This window comes from Pseudoalteromonas lipolytica (assembly GCF_001306915.1).
Taxonomy (GTDB): domain Bacteria; phylum Pseudomonadota; class Gammaproteobacteria; order Enterobacterales; family Alteromonadaceae; genus Pseudoalteromonas; species Pseudoalteromonas simplex.
In genome coordinates, this window is the sequence record NZ_LJTC01000012.1 from 52,044 (window position 1) to 66,421 (window position 14,378).

A 14,378-nucleotide genomic window follows, 5' to 3' on the forward strand; every position below is an offset into this window, starting at 1 on the left:
TTTTTCCTAAATAGTTATACGCGAGGAGCGCGTGCACCAGCACGGCCGTCGGCCATAGTTTCTAAAATTCGGTGGTAACTGTCAAAACGAAGTTCTGAAATTTCACCATCATCAACAGCTTGGCGAATTATACAGCCTGGATCGTTTAAATGCTTACAATCGCGAAAACGACAGCCACCAATAAAATCACGGAACTCTTTAAAGCACCATGTAACGCGCTCAACATCTAAATGCCATAAGCCAAACTCACGAATTCCCGGTGAGTCGATTAGGTTACCACCACTTGGTAGATGGTGTAATCGCGATACGGTTGTTGTGTGTTGACCAAGGCCGCTGTTCTCAGATACTTCTTGGGTTAAGATGTCAGCATCAGGCAGTACAGTGTTCACTAAGGTTGATTTACCCACACCACTTTGACCAACAAAAATGCTGTTTTTATCGACCAGTTTTTGTTTAAGCTCATCAATGCCTTGACCCGTTTTATTACTGACTAATAGTACTTGATAACCTAGCTCACGATAGATATCGAGAATTTCATCAATAAAAGCAAGGCCTTCATCGTCAATCAAATCTATTTTATTAAGCACTAAAATTGGCTCAATCCCCATGTCTTCACAGGCAACTAAATAGCGGTCGATAATGTTTGGTGTAAACTCAGGCAATACCGCAGAGACCATTAAAATTTGGTCGATATTGGCAGCGACGACTTTCACCCCGTCATAAAAATCAGGGCGCGTTAGTTGTGAGCGACGCTCATGGGTTGCTTCAATAACGCCAGCTAAGTCGCCTTCGCTAACTTTTGCACGGCGAAAAATAACTTCATCACCACAAACAAGGCTCGATACTGTTCTGCGTATATTACAGCGCAATACTTCGCCTGACTCGGTTTCGATATCGGCATGTTGGCCAAATCGACTGATCACAACCGCATTTTCGGCAGGGCCTAAATTGTCATTTTGCCATTGCACAGTTGCCCCTTTCTGTTGCTTTTTGTCTGCATTAGAGAGGCGTTTTTGATGATTGGCCTTAATTCGACGCGATTGGCCTTTACTTAATTTCTTTTGTTTTGCCACTTTTGGCCTATAACTTGAGTAAATGTCGGGCTTTTTGAAAAAAAAGCTTTAGGTCGACTGATGATACTAATATGATATATCTAAATGCGTTGGATCTAAAGGAAAGCACCGCTAAGGTAACTATGTCTTTTCATAAATCAAATCTTATCTGGCTCGACCTAGAAATGACAGGCCTCGAACCAGCAACAGATAAAATACTCGAAATTGCCACTGTTGTCACCGACAGTGATTTAAACATCTTGGCCGAAGGCCCTGTTATTGCTATTCATCAAAGCGATGAACTGCTTGATGGTATGGACGAGTGGTGCACGACTCAGCACGGTCAATCTGGTTTAACAGCTCGTTGTAAAGCAAGCACATTCACTGAACAAGATGCTATTGATCAAACTTTGGCATTTCTAAAGCAATGGGTACCTGCGGGTGCTTCACCTATGTGTGGTAATTCTATCGGCCAAGACCGCCGTTTTATGAATAAGTACATGCCTGAATTGGAAGACTACTTTCACTACCGTAACCTTGATGTGAGTACCGTTAAAGAACTTGCACGTCGTTGGAAACCTGACGTATTAGCGCAAGTGAACAAAAAAGGTTCACATCTAGCCCTCGACGATATCAAAGATTCGATCATGGAATTAAAGGTTTACCAAGAAAAATTCTTTAATTTGTAAAAAACATTTGCAAACACATCGGATTATTGTAGAATCCTGCCCCGCTTAAGACGTTAACCCCCGCGGGGTTGGTATGTCTTTAGCTAAACTTTTATAGTTGAAAGTTATAATTTGCGGCACTAGCTCAGTTGGTAGAGCGCAACCTTGCCAAGGTTGAGGTCACGAGTTCGAGCCTCGTGTGCCGCTCCAATTTCTCACCAAAAGAAATTGGCTTAAGTTTCAAGAAGAAAGTTGAAAGCACTAAGCTATTCAAACTTGTAACTTGAATCTTGTAACTAGAAACTATTTGATGCGGCACTAGCTCAGTTGCCAGAACGTTTCACCGCAACCTTCAGGTTGTGAGACAACGGACAAATTACTGACTACTTTTGAATGCGGCACTAGCTCAGTTGGTAGAGCGCAACCTTGCCAAGGTTGAGGTCACGAGTTCGAGCCTCGTGTGCCGCTCCAATTTCTCACCAAAAGAAATTGGCCTAAGTTTCAAGAATAAAGTTGAAAGCTCCAAGCTATTCAAACTTGTAACTTGAATCTTGTAACTAGAAACTATTTGATGCGGCACTAGCTCAGTTGCCAGAACGTTTCACCGCAACCTTCAGGTTGTGCGACAACGGACAAATCACTGACTACTTAAAAGCGGCACTAGCTCAGTTGGTAGAGCGCAACCTTGCCAAGGTTGAGGTCACGAGTTCGAGCCTCGTGTGCCGCTCCAATTTCTCACCAAAAGAAATTGGCTTAAGTTTCAAGGGGAAAGTTGAAAGCATTAGCTTGAAACTAGAAACTTGCAGCTTACAACTTATTTATGCGGCACTAGCTCAGTTGGTAGAGCGCAACCTTGCCAAGGTTGAGGTCACGAGTTCGAGCCTCGTGTGCCGCTCCAATCTCTAAAAAATCCCAAAACACTTTCTTAAATAATTTAGTTAATAGCAAGATTTGCTTACAGCTTACAGCTTACAGCTTACAGCTTACAGCTTACAGCTTACAGCCTACAGCTTACAGCTTACAGCTTACAGCTAGTTTTAGATCTGACCTTGAATCGTCGCGACAATGCGTCTTACACCGCCATGATCTCGGTGTTCGCCTAAATAGATACCTTGCCAGGTACCAAGCATTAAACGGCCTTGGTTAATTGGAATAGTGAGTTCAGCACCTAAAGTACTGCTTTTTATGTGGGCAGGCATGTCGTCATCACCTTCATAATCATGGCGGTAATAACTTTGTCGTTCTGGCACAAAATGATTGAAGTGACTTTCCATATCCATTCTAACTGTAGGATCTGCATTTTCGTTAATAGTTAAGCTTGCAGAAGTGTGTTGAATGAATAGGTGTAATAAGCCGACTTTGTATTGTGTTATCTCTGGAAGTTGCCGAAGTAGCTCGTCATCAATGATGTGAAAGCCTCGTGAGCGAGGCTTCAATTGAATGGTTTTTTGCTGCCAGCTCATAGTTTATCAAAGCTAACTTCAATATTGGCGTTACCATCAGCTGACGTGAATGGAATTAATACCTTGGCGCCTTCACATTTATGAGCAATTGTATGTCCCTTACCAGACACTACAACTGGCGTTGCCATATCAAACTCATAGCCTTTTTCGCCAAGTAGATTTTTTGCGCCACCTGTTACCATGTTAGTAATTTCACCTACCATGTCGGTTACTTCTTCATTTACCGTATCAGGGCGTTCACCTAGCATTCTTTCCATAATGGTCAGAGCTAGATTTTCATCAAAGGTGATTGAAAGTGAACCTTTAGTTTGTGGGCCAACCATACCAATCAAACCTGATACATCGCCACGGGCTAGTTCGTCTTTCTTTAAACTAGGTTTACCCGGCTTTAATTCTGTTTGAGCCATGGTGCTCAATACATTTAATAATGATGATAAAAAAGGGTTGATGAACTCCACATTCATTATTTATTTTCCCTTAGGTTTCGAAATGCCGTTAATCATACTTTAAGTGTAGTGGTTGTTTCAAACACCGCACTTATTCTTTGCATTTTTCGCATTTACCATGCGCTTCGATTGTTTGTCCAGAGACAATAAATCCACTTTCTGCAGCTAAGTTATTAAGTTCATGAGAAATTACTGTTGAATGTAATTCTTTTACATAACCACAGCTATCACAAATTAATAATTGTACAGGGTGGATGTGATCAAAATGATGGCACAACATAAATGAGTTGGTGCTTTCAATTTTATGAATAAAGCCAAGTTCCGATAAGAAATCGAGCGCTCGATAAATAGTGGCTGGTTTTGCGCCTGATTCAGTTAATTTAAGTTGTTCTAATAGGTCATAAGCACCCACACCACCTTGCGCACTAGCTAATAGGCGGAATACTTTTTCACGGATGGGTGTGAAACGAGCACCACGATTATCGCATACTTGTTTTGCTTTACTGACGAGTGATTCTATATTCATCTTCTCTTATCCTTACGCTACCGTGATATACTAACATACTGTATTGTAGTTGCAGTGTTTTTATTCGCTAACACGTTTTTAGGGAGTTTGATTAATGAGTGAATTGCTAGCGGCATTCATTTTCTTTTTTGCGGTAATCGATCCAATAGGCACAGTTCCCGTTTTTATTGCTGTTACGCGCTGGGATGATGCTAAGTTCAAACGCAAAGTTGCTTTAAAGGCGGTTGGCGTTTCGGCGCTGGTTTTATTATTTTTTGTTGTTGCAGGTGAGCTACTCTTAAACGCGATTAACATTCCTCTTTCGGCGTTTCAGATTGCTGGAGGAATTGTGCTATTACTTTTTGCACTGTCGATGATATTTGGTGAAAGTAAACCTGAAACCGAGATAAAAAGCGTTCGTGATAGCACTGAAACCGCTATTTTTCCTTTGGCTATTCCTTCTATTGCCAGTCCGGGTGCCATGCTTGGTGCAGTACTAATGACTCGAAATACCGAATACACTTGGTATGAACAGCTTGTAACTTCCTCAATCATGCTTTTGGTATTAGTAATTGTGTTGGTTTTACTTCTACTTGCTACGCATGTTCATAAGTTAATAGGCGATAGTGGCGCAAGTATCATTAGCCGGGTGATGGGTTTAATTCTATCGTCAGTGGCGGTGACTAATATCTTAGGTGGTATTGCTCACTATTTTGGTTTAAGTGTCGTTGCGTAGTTTAATTTAAAGTGCATTTTCAGTGATTTAAATTTTGAATAATTGCCTTCTTTTATCTAACTTTAAAGAAGGCAATATAAATTTTAAGGAACAAAGAATGCTAATCAAAAACGTTGTTTTATCTGTCTTTCTGGTTTTTAGTTTAGGTGCTTGCATGGAGCCGACCTATGATAGTGGTAAGCTAAAAGTCATCGAAGTAACAGATCATGATTTTAAAATTAATGGTGAAAGCGCCGTAACTGTAATTGTTGGTCATGCCAATGTGGCTGAATATAGCTTCTCACTTCGTAAAAGTGATTTAAAGAAAGGCACGCTCCTGCAGTCTGTGTCTGACAGTAATCCAAATGTCCGTGCTGATGGTACCTTCTTTAGCGAGTATTATGTGCAATCAAAAGATCACGACACGCGAGCATCAATTGAAATTGTAGAAATAGACCCCGTTGAGAAAATCGCACGAATAGCTGTTGGTGCTAAGCTAGTTAACCTGAAAAATGAGGATTACAAAGAACTCGAAATTACTGTTTTAGAGCTTACGGGCCAAAATCTTGAACATCTTCTAAATGAAGTGAAGATGTAACCTTTCCATTTTTGCTTATTCTTCAAAGAAGTGAGATTGCAGTACACTTCTTCGTCTCTTTTCATCATCTGATCTTCGATTAAGCCATGCCGGGAGTTAGCTTCGGTGGTATAATGGCTGCAATTTTTCATTCGGTGCATGCCTAAAGGTATGTGTCATCGCTATATTAAGCGTTAATCGTATTAGGTAATTTAAGTTGCAAGTAAATGCATTGATCTTTAAAGGGGCCATGTTATGAGCACAACGACATTAAACCGCCGTTTTTCCGTGGCACCCATGTTAGATTGGACTGATCGTCACTGTCGAACCTTTCACCGCAAAATGACTAAGCATGCTGTGCTTTACACTGAGATGGTGACAACCGGCGCTATATTATTTGGTAAGGGCGATTACTTACATTTTAATGAGCATGAAGGTCCAGTGGCATTGCAACTTGGTGGCTCAGATCCTGAAGCGTTGGCTAAGTGTGCAAAGTTAGCAGCAGAGCGCGGTTATCATGAAGTAAATTTAAATGTTGGCTGTCCGTCTGACCGTGTGCAAAATGGTCGTTTTGGTGCTTGTTTAATGGCTGAGCCTAAACTGGTTGCTGACTGCGTTGCTGCAATGAAGGCCGAAGTGACTATTCCTGTTACAGTTAAAACGCGCATTGGTATTGATGAGCAAGACTCGTATGAGTTTTTATGTGCTTTAATTGAAGCGAGTCATGATGTTGGTTGTGATGACTTTATTATTCATGCGCGTAAAGCGTGGTTAAATGGCTTAAGCCCAAAAGAGAATCGTGAGATCCCACCTCTGGATTACCCGCGCGTTTATCAGTTGAAGAAAGATTATCCGCAACTGCACTTAAGCTTAAATGGTGGCGTGAAAACAATTGCTGATAGTGTGGCTCACCTTGATTATGTTGATGGCATCATGATTGGTCGTGAGGCGTATAGTAATCCGTTTATTTTGTCTGAGGTCGACGAAAATATTTATGGTGATGAAGCCTTTACGCTAAGTCGTCATCAGGTTGTACGCTCGATGTATGACTATATTGAAGATGAAATGAGCAAAGGCGCTAACTTTTGGCATATTGCTCGCCATATGTTGGGGATTTTCCAAGGCCAACCTGGTGCGCGTGGTTTCAGACGCCACCTTTCAGAAAAAGGCCATGGTAAAGCGGCCGATTTATCTGTTATGGATAAAGCTTTAAGTTTTGTCCCAGAAGCCTAATCACAAGCCTATTAAAAATAGCCTATTTAAAAGCCACATTTTGTGGCTTTTTTTGATCCTAAAATTTAGTGAAAAAGTTAATTATTTAGTCAAATTAGTTATTTTTCATTCAGTCACTAGTCAGCCTGAATCTAAATTTAATTAATCTAACTTATTGTATATAAATAATAAATTTATTTTATTCGTTAGTTGGCACAAGAATTGGAATCTCCTAGCTGTATTAACCCAATAATCAACAGGAGAGTCACATGGGTGTATTAAATCGCGTAAATGACATTATTCAGGCAAACCTTTCTGCAGCATTAGACAAAGCTGAAGATCCTGAAAAGTTACTTAATCTTCTCGTGCAAGAAATGCAGGATGCCCTGACTGAATGCCGTGCAACTGCTGCGACATTTTTAACGCAAGAAAAACAAATGAAGCGTGAAATTGCAGCGAAACAAGCGAAAGTAGCAGACTGGCAAGCGAAAGCAGAAAAAGCGTTGAGTAAAGATCGTGATGATCTTGCCAAAGCAGCATTAGTTGAAAAGCAGCGTTTAACGACAGAAATCGAAGCACAACAAGCTGAAATGGATAAAGTGGCAGAGTCACTCGCTAAATTGACAGAGGATTGTCAGCGTTTACAAAACAAGCTTGCAGATGCAAAAGCCAAACAGCTGACTTACATGCAAAAAGAACGCGTTGTTACAGCACGCTTAAAAGTAAAAGAGCAGCTGCATAGCAGTAAAGTTGAAGATGCATTAGCACGTTTTGACTACTTAGAGCAGCGCGTTGAAAACATTGAGTCGCAAGTGGAAGCGTATGAACTTACACAAGGTGATGCTGCAAATTCAACAGCAGCACAAATCGCAGCCCTTGAGAAAGATGAGGCTATCGATAAAGAGCTTGCAGATTTAAAAGCAACGATGAAGCAGTCGGCTTAGGAGGTTAATGATGAATACTTATCACACATCGACACGTTGGTACCGTGATCTAAGTAACAAAAAGATCTCGGGTGTGTGTAGCGGACTCGCTGCGCGCTTGGGATTCCCGGTATGGTCAACACGCTTGGTCATGATCATATTACTTATTCAAATGCCGCTGTTAATCGGCGTGGGTTATTTAGTGGCTCATTGCACTTTACCAGTGAAAGGTTACTAGGAGTAGAGCATGAAAACGTTAGCTATCATCATTTTGGCAATGTTATTACTATGCACTGATGCAGTTTCATTTGTATCCTTTGACTCATGGCAATTACCATTGTCAATTGCTGACATGAGTTGGGCTGGGCTTGAAGTCATCGGTGCAATAGTGGCAGTCATTGCCGTCGTTGCAGGTGTGGCGTTATTTACTATTGGCCTACTTGGCGCAGGTGTTGTTGCTTTGATTGGTGTTGTGCTTGCGTTTTTATTTGGCTCAGTAATGATTGCATGGCCACTTTTACTTATCGCGGCATTATGCTGGTTGATTGCCGATAACAAAAAATCGCCAGCTTAAGGTACGAATAAACTGCCTTAATACATAAAATATGCTAAATTTAGCGGGTAAGTTAATGTCTTAACAAGGATTAAAACATAATGAAACTGTGGCCCGCACTCTCTTTTCTTACCGCAAGCTTATTCTTTAGTACTTTTTCATCTGCCCATAGTGGTCATGACCACAGCGATGTTGCCGAAGTTACTGTAAGTAACGCGCAGGTACGTGAATTTTTACCAGCCAGTAAAGCAAGTGTTGCTTATCTGACCATTACTAACCCAAGTGAACACGCAGCAGTGTTAACTAAAGCAGAGCTTGATGGTTTAGGTCGTGTTGAAATTCATCAACATACTCATGTTGATGGCATGATGAAAATGGAACAGGTTTTATCATTAAAAATTGATGGCCACAGCAGTGTTGAATTTAAACCAGGTGGTTATCACTTAATGGTGTTTGAACCTGAAGAGCAGCTAAAAGCAGGGCAAGAGCGCAAACTCACGCTATATTTTAATGACGGCAATCGAGTTTTTACTCAAGCTAAAGTTGTGTCTTTACAAGAAATGTCTGAACAGGCATCACAAAAAAGTAAAGGGCACTCACATCACTAGGAGATATTATGTCTGAGCATAAAGGAAAAATAGCCAGTGCATTACTTATTATATTAATTATTTTTTACGCGATTGCTGTTTACTGGAGTAGTGAACCAGCTCGTATGGATGTTGTAAGTAAGGCTAAACAAGAAGCGCAGATGCGTGGTGAAAAGTTTGTAACAGGCTATACAACAACCACAACGTTGATCAATGTAGCAAGTACATTATTAAATAAGCCTGGCGGCTATTTATCTAACGATATGATGCCACCGAGCGTAATGATGGATAACATGCCGGCGTGGGAATATGGCGCGCTTGAAATGACCCGCGATTTAGTCTTGTCGATGCGTAAAGATTTCAGCCGTTCTCAGTCTCAATCAACTGAACACGAAGCGTTAAAAAAAGCACAACCGCAATTTAATATTAGCTCGGTAGCATGGGCATGGCCAAGTGCTGAAACTGAGTATCAAAAGGGCATTGATTTACTCGTTGTGTACCGCACTCAAATTGCCGATCAGAACGATCGTGATAGTCAATTTTATGCGCGTGCAGATAACTTACGTGGCTGGCTAAAAGAAGCAGAAAAACGTCTTGGCAGCTTGAGCCAGCGTTTAAGTGCAAGTGTTGGTCAAGATCGTTTGAATACAGATTTAGCAGGTGATACCGCGGCTCATCAAGCAACTTATGCTCCTTTACAGAACCAAGTGAAAACATCTTGGTGGCAAATTGATGATGTGTTTTATGAATCGCGTGGTGCAACGTGGGCATTACTACACTTTTTGCAAGCGGTTGAATATGATTTTGCCGATGTCTTAGAAAAGAAAAACGCTCGTGTTAGTCTGCAACAAATTATTCGTGAATTAGAGGCCACGCAAGAAACAGTGTGGAGCCCAATGATCTTAAATGGCAGTGGCTTTGGTTTTGTAGCTAACCACTCACTGGTCATGGCGAATTATATTTCTCGAGCCAATGCGGCTCTAATTGAACTTAGCGAACTTTTAGCGCAAGGATAAAATGATGAAAAAGTACTGTTTAGCAGCTGCCCTTTCAATGGCCTGTTTAGCTCCAACAGCACAAGCTGATACATTATTAGGTTTATACCTAGGTGTTGATGGTTGGCAATCAGATAACAGTGGTAGTTTTGCTCAAGATGGAAATCTACAAAGCTTTAAATTTGATGATGAAACGTTCACGAGCTACTACGCAGCACTTGAGCACCCAGTGCCGTTAATACCAAACATTAAACTAAAATACACTGAACTTGAGTTAAATGGTTTTGGTGACATACCAAATGGTGATTCATTTACATTCGGTGATAGTGATTTTGTTACGGGGTCAAGGGTAAATACTGTTAGTGATTTCTCTCACGTTGATTATATTCTTTATTACGAAATCTTTGATAATGATTTGGTTTCAATTGATTTAGGTATAAATGCTAAACAATTTGACGGAGAAATTACAGTAACGGGTACTGCGCAAGAAAGTAACCCAAGTACAACTAAGCCAAACACGACTGAGCGTGTTGATTTTTCTGGTTTCGTACCTTTAGTGTATGGCCGTGCTGAAGTTGGTTTACCATTAACGGGTTTAAGCGTTTTCTTTGAAGGTAGCCTACTGGCTATCGACGATAGTAAAGTCCAAGATTACCAAGCGGGTATTGCATACGCTTTACTTGATAACTTAGCAATCGATATGGATATTAAAGCGGGTTACCGCTCAATGACGTTAGAGCTTGATGATATTGATGATATCTACACAGATTTAGATGCATCGGGCCCGTTTGCAGGTATTCAAGTTCATTTCTAATCGAATTTTTCGATTTATTTTTAGCTGGCGGCTTTACTTTAAAGCTTGCCAGCTAACTTCAAATTCATCTTCTAATGATGTTGCCAGTATTTGCTTATAAGCTTTGTTTATTGGTGATGCGATTAGCTTTCTTAACTCGTCACCAGTCTGGGTAAATTTATAGTAACTGAGTACTAAGTCATTACTTTTTGCTTTTAAAATCAAGCGTTGATTCATAAAGCTCAGTATTAGTTCTTGACCAGCTTTTAAAACCGCCGATTCGATTTCTTTTCGATACAGTAAGTTAATATCCATTAGGGTCAGAATGTCAGGAAAACTAACAGGGGTTTTTCCTAAGTTAAATGACACCTTATTACCTTTTCTAAGTAAATCAAACAGCGAGGGTTTCTTGTAAAAGCCGAGTAAAATTAAGTGGCTGTTGTCTTTTTCGTTGAATCCACACAATGATGTACAGCGTTGAAGAGCATCTGCTTCACGTTGAGTCATGTGTTTAAGGGTTTGTAGGCTTTTAATCGAAAAGGTGCCTGGCGATACTGTTTCACCTGCTAAAATTTTTGCCCACAGCTTTTGCATTGAGGAATTAGCTGTGTCTTCACATAAACTTATAAATCGCTCTATCCAATCAAAATCGGGCTGTTGTTGACCCGTGACATCCGGGCAAAACGCCATAGCCATCGCCATGATGGTTTCAATATTTTCTTGGCGTTTAATAAATTGAATTTCTTGGCGAGTGTGAGCGCGCTCCAATAAGCTTGCTTGCGCTTTAATCTGATAGGCTAATTGCTGCTGACCTTGCGCTGAGTAGCTATCATCGCTCGCATGGTTAATCCTAGCCGATGATGCCTTATGAATCGGGTAGCCAAGTTGATTTTCTATAATATTAGCAAGATTAACTCTCGCTTGAGCCGCTTTCACTGTCATTGGGAGCAATAGCCTTGTTTGTTGTTGCTAACTGTGCATGGGTTTTGATGTTATTGAGCGCCAGTTTCACTGTGTTGTTGAGAATATACTGGCTTAATAATGCAAGGTAGCCACCAATGATAGGAGTATTTACTTCACCTTGTAACGAGCACTCAATATTTATTTCATTACCTGCACCTGTAAATTGGATCGTTCCTTGGGCTATATGCTCTTTATTAAATAAAATATTAAAAGTAAGTTGTTCATTATTCTGTTGTGTTATTGTCATTTCGCCATCGCCGAAACGGCTTTGCCAAAATTGGTGTGCCCCAACGCCTTGGCTTGGCTCTAAAACCGTAAACTTGATGTTGGGATCTACGCTTTTCCATGGTTGCCATTTATGCCATTGATTAAAGTCACCGACTAGTTTCGCTATTTCTGAGCTGCTAGCAGTGACCTGTATTGATTTATGAACCGTATAGCGTTGAGAAAGTAATAGCCCAACGACAAGCATAACTAGCGCACTGAGAAATAGGGCTTTTAGAGTTAAAACAAAAAATTTTATCATTTTACCTCGGGCAATAGTTTTATATCTTTCATAACATTATACGTAACCTAGGCTATAATTTATCTGATATGACTATATATGTTCTGATAAATGTATCATAGTTAAGTGACTGAGAGAATTTTATGCATCACTGTAAAATGTTGGTATTTTTACTAGGGTTGCTCTAAGGAATTATTAATGGCATCAGAAAGTAACGACTTTTTGTTTAGTGACCAAGATGAGGAGCAGCTTGTTGAAGAGACTGTCTCTGAGTTTTGGGACGTATTAATAGTCGACGACGATCCTGAGATACATTCAGTGACTAAGTTAGCGCTTTCTGGCGTTGAGTTCTGGGATAAAGGCTTACGATTCCACCACGCCTATTCAGGTTCAGAAGCGCTTGAATTACTTAAAAGTAACCATTCCATTTCGGTAATTTTACTTGATGTGGTTATGGAATCAGATGATGCTGGCCTGCAAGTTGTAAAGCAGGTACGAGAGTGCCTCAATAATCACAATGTGCGGATTATTTTACGTACCGGTCAACCAGGCTATGCACCTGAAGAAAAAGTGATCCGTGAATACGATATCAACGACTACAAAACAAAAACAGAACTTACTCGTAGTAAACTTATCACAGCCCTAGTAACAGCAATTCGCTCTTATGAACAAGTTTGTCAGCTCGAATTTCAAAGCCGTGCTTTAAATAATATTTTGTATGCATCTAAGGCAATTCTTGGTTTTACTGATATTAAAGCGTTTTCGATGGCGGTTATTAAACAGCTTTCGATTATTTTAGATTGCGAACCACAAGGGCTCTTGTGCGGCTCAATTGAAGATGACAATCAGGTTTATGTGCTAGGTGGCTGCGCTGAATACAATGAGTTTATAGGTCAAGGCATTGAACAACTTGATGATGGCCGTATTATCATGCAAGTCAATAACTGCCTAGCCCAAGGTGAGCATCAGCATACAGATGTAGACAGTACGTATTTATTAAAAAGCAAAAACCGCCAAGCAGCTATTTACCTTGAAACTGAGCACACGCCAAGTCCTTCACAACTGCAATTTGCAGAGATATTCTTAACGAACGTCAGTGTAGGTCTTGATAATGTTCGATTATTCAACCGTTTACGTGATGCAGCTTATAAAGATGTATTAACTGGTTTATCGAATCGTAACGATTTTATGAATAAGGTGGAGCGCTACTACCAGCCGGGCAAAAATGACTTTGTCTTTTTACTAATTGATGTTTCGCAATTCTCTGATATCAACAATGGCTTAGGGCAAGAAATCGGTAATTTATTACTAAATGCAATTGTTGATAGGCTACAACAAGAATACCCTAATGCAGAGCTTATCTCGCGCATTGGTGCAGATGTTTTCGGTTTGTTGTTGGCTGCTGATAAATGCGATATTGAGTTACTTCGTGAGCATTTAAGTTTACCATTTAATGCTGGCGAGCATATTTTGCCAATCAACTTTAACATTGGCTTATGTTATCAAGGTGACTTTCAGCAAGCAGGGATCGAGACTTTAAAACTAGGTTACATTGCTTTAAACCAAGCTAAAAAACAATCTGCTGAAACGGTGGTGACTTATACCCCAGACATGGAAGAGAAAATGGCTTGGCGTTTAGGGATCATTAGACAGCTTCGTCAAGACTTCGAACAACGTAAATTAGAGGTTTGGTTTCAGCCGCAACTTGATTTAAATACTCTAGAAATCATAGGTTGTGAAGCGCTACTGCGTTGGCCATCAGGTAATGGTCAGTATATTTCACCAGCGATTTTCGTTCCGATGGCTGAAGATGCTGGTTTAATTGTTGATATAGGGCAATGGGTGCTAGAGCAAGCATGTATGCAGCAAAAGCGCCTTGAAGCAATGGGCTTTGCAATCAGTATTGCCGTAAATGTTTCAGTACCGCAGTTTAAAGTTAAAGGCTATGCTCAGCAAGTAAAAGACACGCTTATTAAATACGATGTAAAACCGCAGTTTATTGAACTCGAAGTGACCGAAAGTGTGGTTATGGATGAGCTAGCTAATGTGATCACCACATTAAAAGAACTTAAAGAGTTTGGTATTGAGATTGCAATTGATGACTTTGGTACTGGCTTCTCGTCGTTAAGCTATTTGCAAAAACTACCATTAGACAGACTAAAAATTGATCGCGACTTTATCAAAGATTTACCTGGTCAAGATTGTCAGGCGATTGCTGCGTTAATTATTTCTCTTGGCGCAAGGTTAGGCTTAAAAACCATTGCAGAAGGGGTTGAAACACAAGCGCAAGCAGATTATTTAGCTCAGCTTGGCTGTGATGAAGTGCAAGGCTTCATGTACGCTAAGCCTATGCCAGAAAAAGAGTTAATTACTTACCTGCAAGCTAAGCAATAGCCAGTTCCAGTCAGTGCATACAAATTA

Annotated in this window: 17 protein-coding genes and 4 tRNA genes; 15 read left to right on the forward strand and 6 right to left on the reverse strand. The window is 40.4% G+C overall.

From position 1 onward, the window contains the following. Nucleotides 1–14: 14 nt before the first annotated feature. On the reverse strand, nucleotides 15–1,073 hold the full coding sequence (gene rsgA / locus AOG27_RS16640) for a small ribosomal subunit biogenesis GTPase RsgA (protein WP_054554137.1): 1,059 nt from the start codon (nucleotides 1,071–1,073) through the stop codon (nucleotides 15–17). A gap of 122 nt (nucleotides 1,074–1,195) precedes the next feature. Here rsgA and orn point away from each other — a divergent pair, with 122 nt between their 5' ends. From orn to AOG27_RS16665, 5 genes are all read left to right on the forward strand, one after another. Further along, nucleotides 1,196–1,741: an oligoribonuclease gene (orn, locus tag AOG27_RS16645; RefSeq protein ID WP_054554138.1), complete on the forward strand. Its 546-nt coding sequence runs from the start codon at nucleotides 1,196–1,198 to the stop codon at nucleotides 1,739–1,741. Nucleotides 1,742–1,854: 113 nt separating this feature from the next. After that, nucleotides 1,855–1,930, forward strand: a tRNA-Gly gene (locus tag AOG27_RS16650). A 185-nt stretch (nucleotides 1,931–2,115) separates the two neighbouring features. Beyond that, nucleotides 2,116–2,191, forward strand: a tRNA-Gly gene (locus AOG27_RS16655). A 183-nt stretch (nucleotides 2,192–2,374) separates the two neighbouring features. Then, nucleotides 2,375–2,450: transfer RNA gene (locus tag AOG27_RS16660), tRNA-Gly, on the forward strand. Nucleotides 2,451–2,542: 92 nt separating this feature from the next. Then, nucleotides 2,543–2,618: transfer RNA gene (locus AOG27_RS16665), tRNA-Gly, on the forward strand. 139 nt (nucleotides 2,619–2,757) lie between these two features. Here the strand turns inward: AOG27_RS16665 and AOG27_RS16670 are convergent. From AOG27_RS16670 to AOG27_RS16680, 3 genes are all read right to left on the reverse strand, one after another. Then, complete coding sequence (locus AOG27_RS16670) at nucleotides 2,758–3,183, reverse strand: secondary thiamine-phosphate synthase enzyme YjbQ (protein ID WP_054554139.1); 426 nt, start codon at nucleotides 3,181–3,183, stop codon at nucleotides 2,758–2,760. Next, nucleotides 3,180–3,647, reverse strand: coding sequence for a chemotaxis protein CheX (locus AOG27_RS16675; protein ID WP_054554140.1), 468 nt, complete (start codon nucleotides 3,645–3,647; stop codon nucleotides 3,180–3,182). The genes AOG27_RS16670 and AOG27_RS16675 overlap by 4 nt, the downstream gene beginning before the upstream one ends. Before the next feature lie 73 nt (nucleotides 3,648–3,720). After that, the gene (locus tag AOG27_RS16680) at nucleotides 3,721–4,155 is read right to left on the reverse strand and encodes a transcriptional repressor (RefSeq protein ID WP_054554141.1); all 435 of its coding nucleotides are present in this window, start codon (nucleotides 4,153–4,155) and stop codon (nucleotides 3,721–3,723) included. Between the two features lie 94 nt (nucleotides 4,156–4,249). On the opposite strand from AOG27_RS16680, the gene AOG27_RS16685 reads away from it, so the two are divergent. The 9 genes from AOG27_RS16685 (at nucleotide 4,250) to AOG27_RS16725 (ending at nucleotide 10,510) form a co-directional block, all read left to right on the forward strand. Then, a complete protein-coding gene (locus AOG27_RS16685; RefSeq protein ID WP_054554142.1) occupies nucleotides 4,250–4,870 on the forward strand; it encodes a MarC family protein in 621 nt (206 codons plus the stop codon). Between the two features lie 154 nt (nucleotides 4,871–5,024). Beyond that, complete coding sequence (locus AOG27_RS16690) at nucleotides 5,025–5,447, forward strand: hypothetical protein (protein ID WP_152967165.1); 423 nt, start codon at nucleotides 5,025–5,027, stop codon at nucleotides 5,445–5,447. Nucleotides 5,448–5,681: 234 nt separating this feature from the next. Beyond that, nucleotides 5,682–6,659, forward strand: coding sequence for a tRNA dihydrouridine(20/20a) synthase DusA (dusA, locus tag AOG27_RS16695; protein ID WP_082389307.1), 978 nt, complete (start codon nucleotides 5,682–5,684; stop codon nucleotides 6,657–6,659). A 248-nt stretch (nucleotides 6,660–6,907) separates the two neighbouring features. Then, the gene (locus AOG27_RS16700) at nucleotides 6,908–7,582 is read left to right on the forward strand and encodes a PspA/IM30 family protein (RefSeq protein ID WP_054554144.1); all 675 of its coding nucleotides are present in this window, start codon (nucleotides 6,908–6,910) and stop codon (nucleotides 7,580–7,582) included. Between the two features lie 10 nt (nucleotides 7,583–7,592). Continuing rightward, the gene (locus AOG27_RS16705; protein WP_054554145.1) at nucleotides 7,593–7,799 is read left to right on the forward strand and encodes a PspC domain-containing protein; all 207 of its coding nucleotides are present in this window, start codon (nucleotides 7,593–7,595) and stop codon (nucleotides 7,797–7,799) included. A gap of 9 nt (nucleotides 7,800–7,808) precedes the next feature. Beyond that, nucleotides 7,809–8,135 carry a hypothetical protein gene (locus AOG27_RS16710; RefSeq protein WP_054554146.1) on the forward strand — a complete coding sequence of 109 codons (327 nt, stop codon included), beginning with the start codon at nucleotides 7,809–7,811 and terminating at the stop codon, nucleotides 8,133–8,135. A gap of 80 nt (nucleotides 8,136–8,215) precedes the next feature. After that, a complete protein-coding gene (locus AOG27_RS16715) occupies nucleotides 8,216–8,722 on the forward strand; it encodes a copper chaperone PCu(A)C (RefSeq protein WP_054554147.1) in 507 nt (168 codons plus the stop codon). A gap of 8 nt (nucleotides 8,723–8,730) precedes the next feature. Beyond that, a complete protein-coding gene (locus AOG27_RS16720) occupies nucleotides 8,731–9,717 on the forward strand; it encodes a DUF2333 family protein (protein WP_054554148.1) in 987 nt (328 codons plus the stop codon). A gap of 4 nt (nucleotides 9,718–9,721) precedes the next feature. After that, entirely contained in the window at nucleotides 9,722–10,510 is a 789-nt protein-coding gene (locus AOG27_RS16725) for a TIGR04219 family outer membrane beta-barrel protein (RefSeq protein WP_054554149.1), read from the forward strand. Nucleotides 10,511–10,543: 33 nt separating this feature from the next. Here AOG27_RS16725 and AOG27_RS16730 read toward each other — a convergent pair whose 3' ends face one another. Together AOG27_RS16730 and AOG27_RS16735 are read right to left on the reverse strand one after the other, a co-directional pair. Beyond that, the gene (locus AOG27_RS16730) at nucleotides 10,544–11,431 is read right to left on the reverse strand and encodes a TIGR03899 family protein (protein ID WP_054554150.1); all 888 of its coding nucleotides are present in this window, start codon (nucleotides 11,429–11,431) and stop codon (nucleotides 10,544–10,546) included. Beyond that, a complete protein-coding gene (locus AOG27_RS16735) occupies nucleotides 11,400–11,978 on the reverse strand; it encodes an SRPBCC family protein (protein ID WP_054554151.1) in 579 nt (192 codons plus the stop codon). The genes AOG27_RS16730 and AOG27_RS16735 overlap by 32 nt, the downstream gene beginning before the upstream one ends. 177 nt (nucleotides 11,979–12,155) lie before the next feature. Between AOG27_RS16735 and AOG27_RS16740 the strand changes: the two genes are divergently transcribed. After that, nucleotides 12,156–14,351, forward strand: coding sequence for an EAL domain-containing protein (locus AOG27_RS16740; RefSeq protein ID WP_054554152.1), 2,196 nt, complete (start codon nucleotides 12,156–12,158; stop codon nucleotides 14,349–14,351). Nucleotides 14,352–14,378 lie beyond the last annotated feature (27 nt).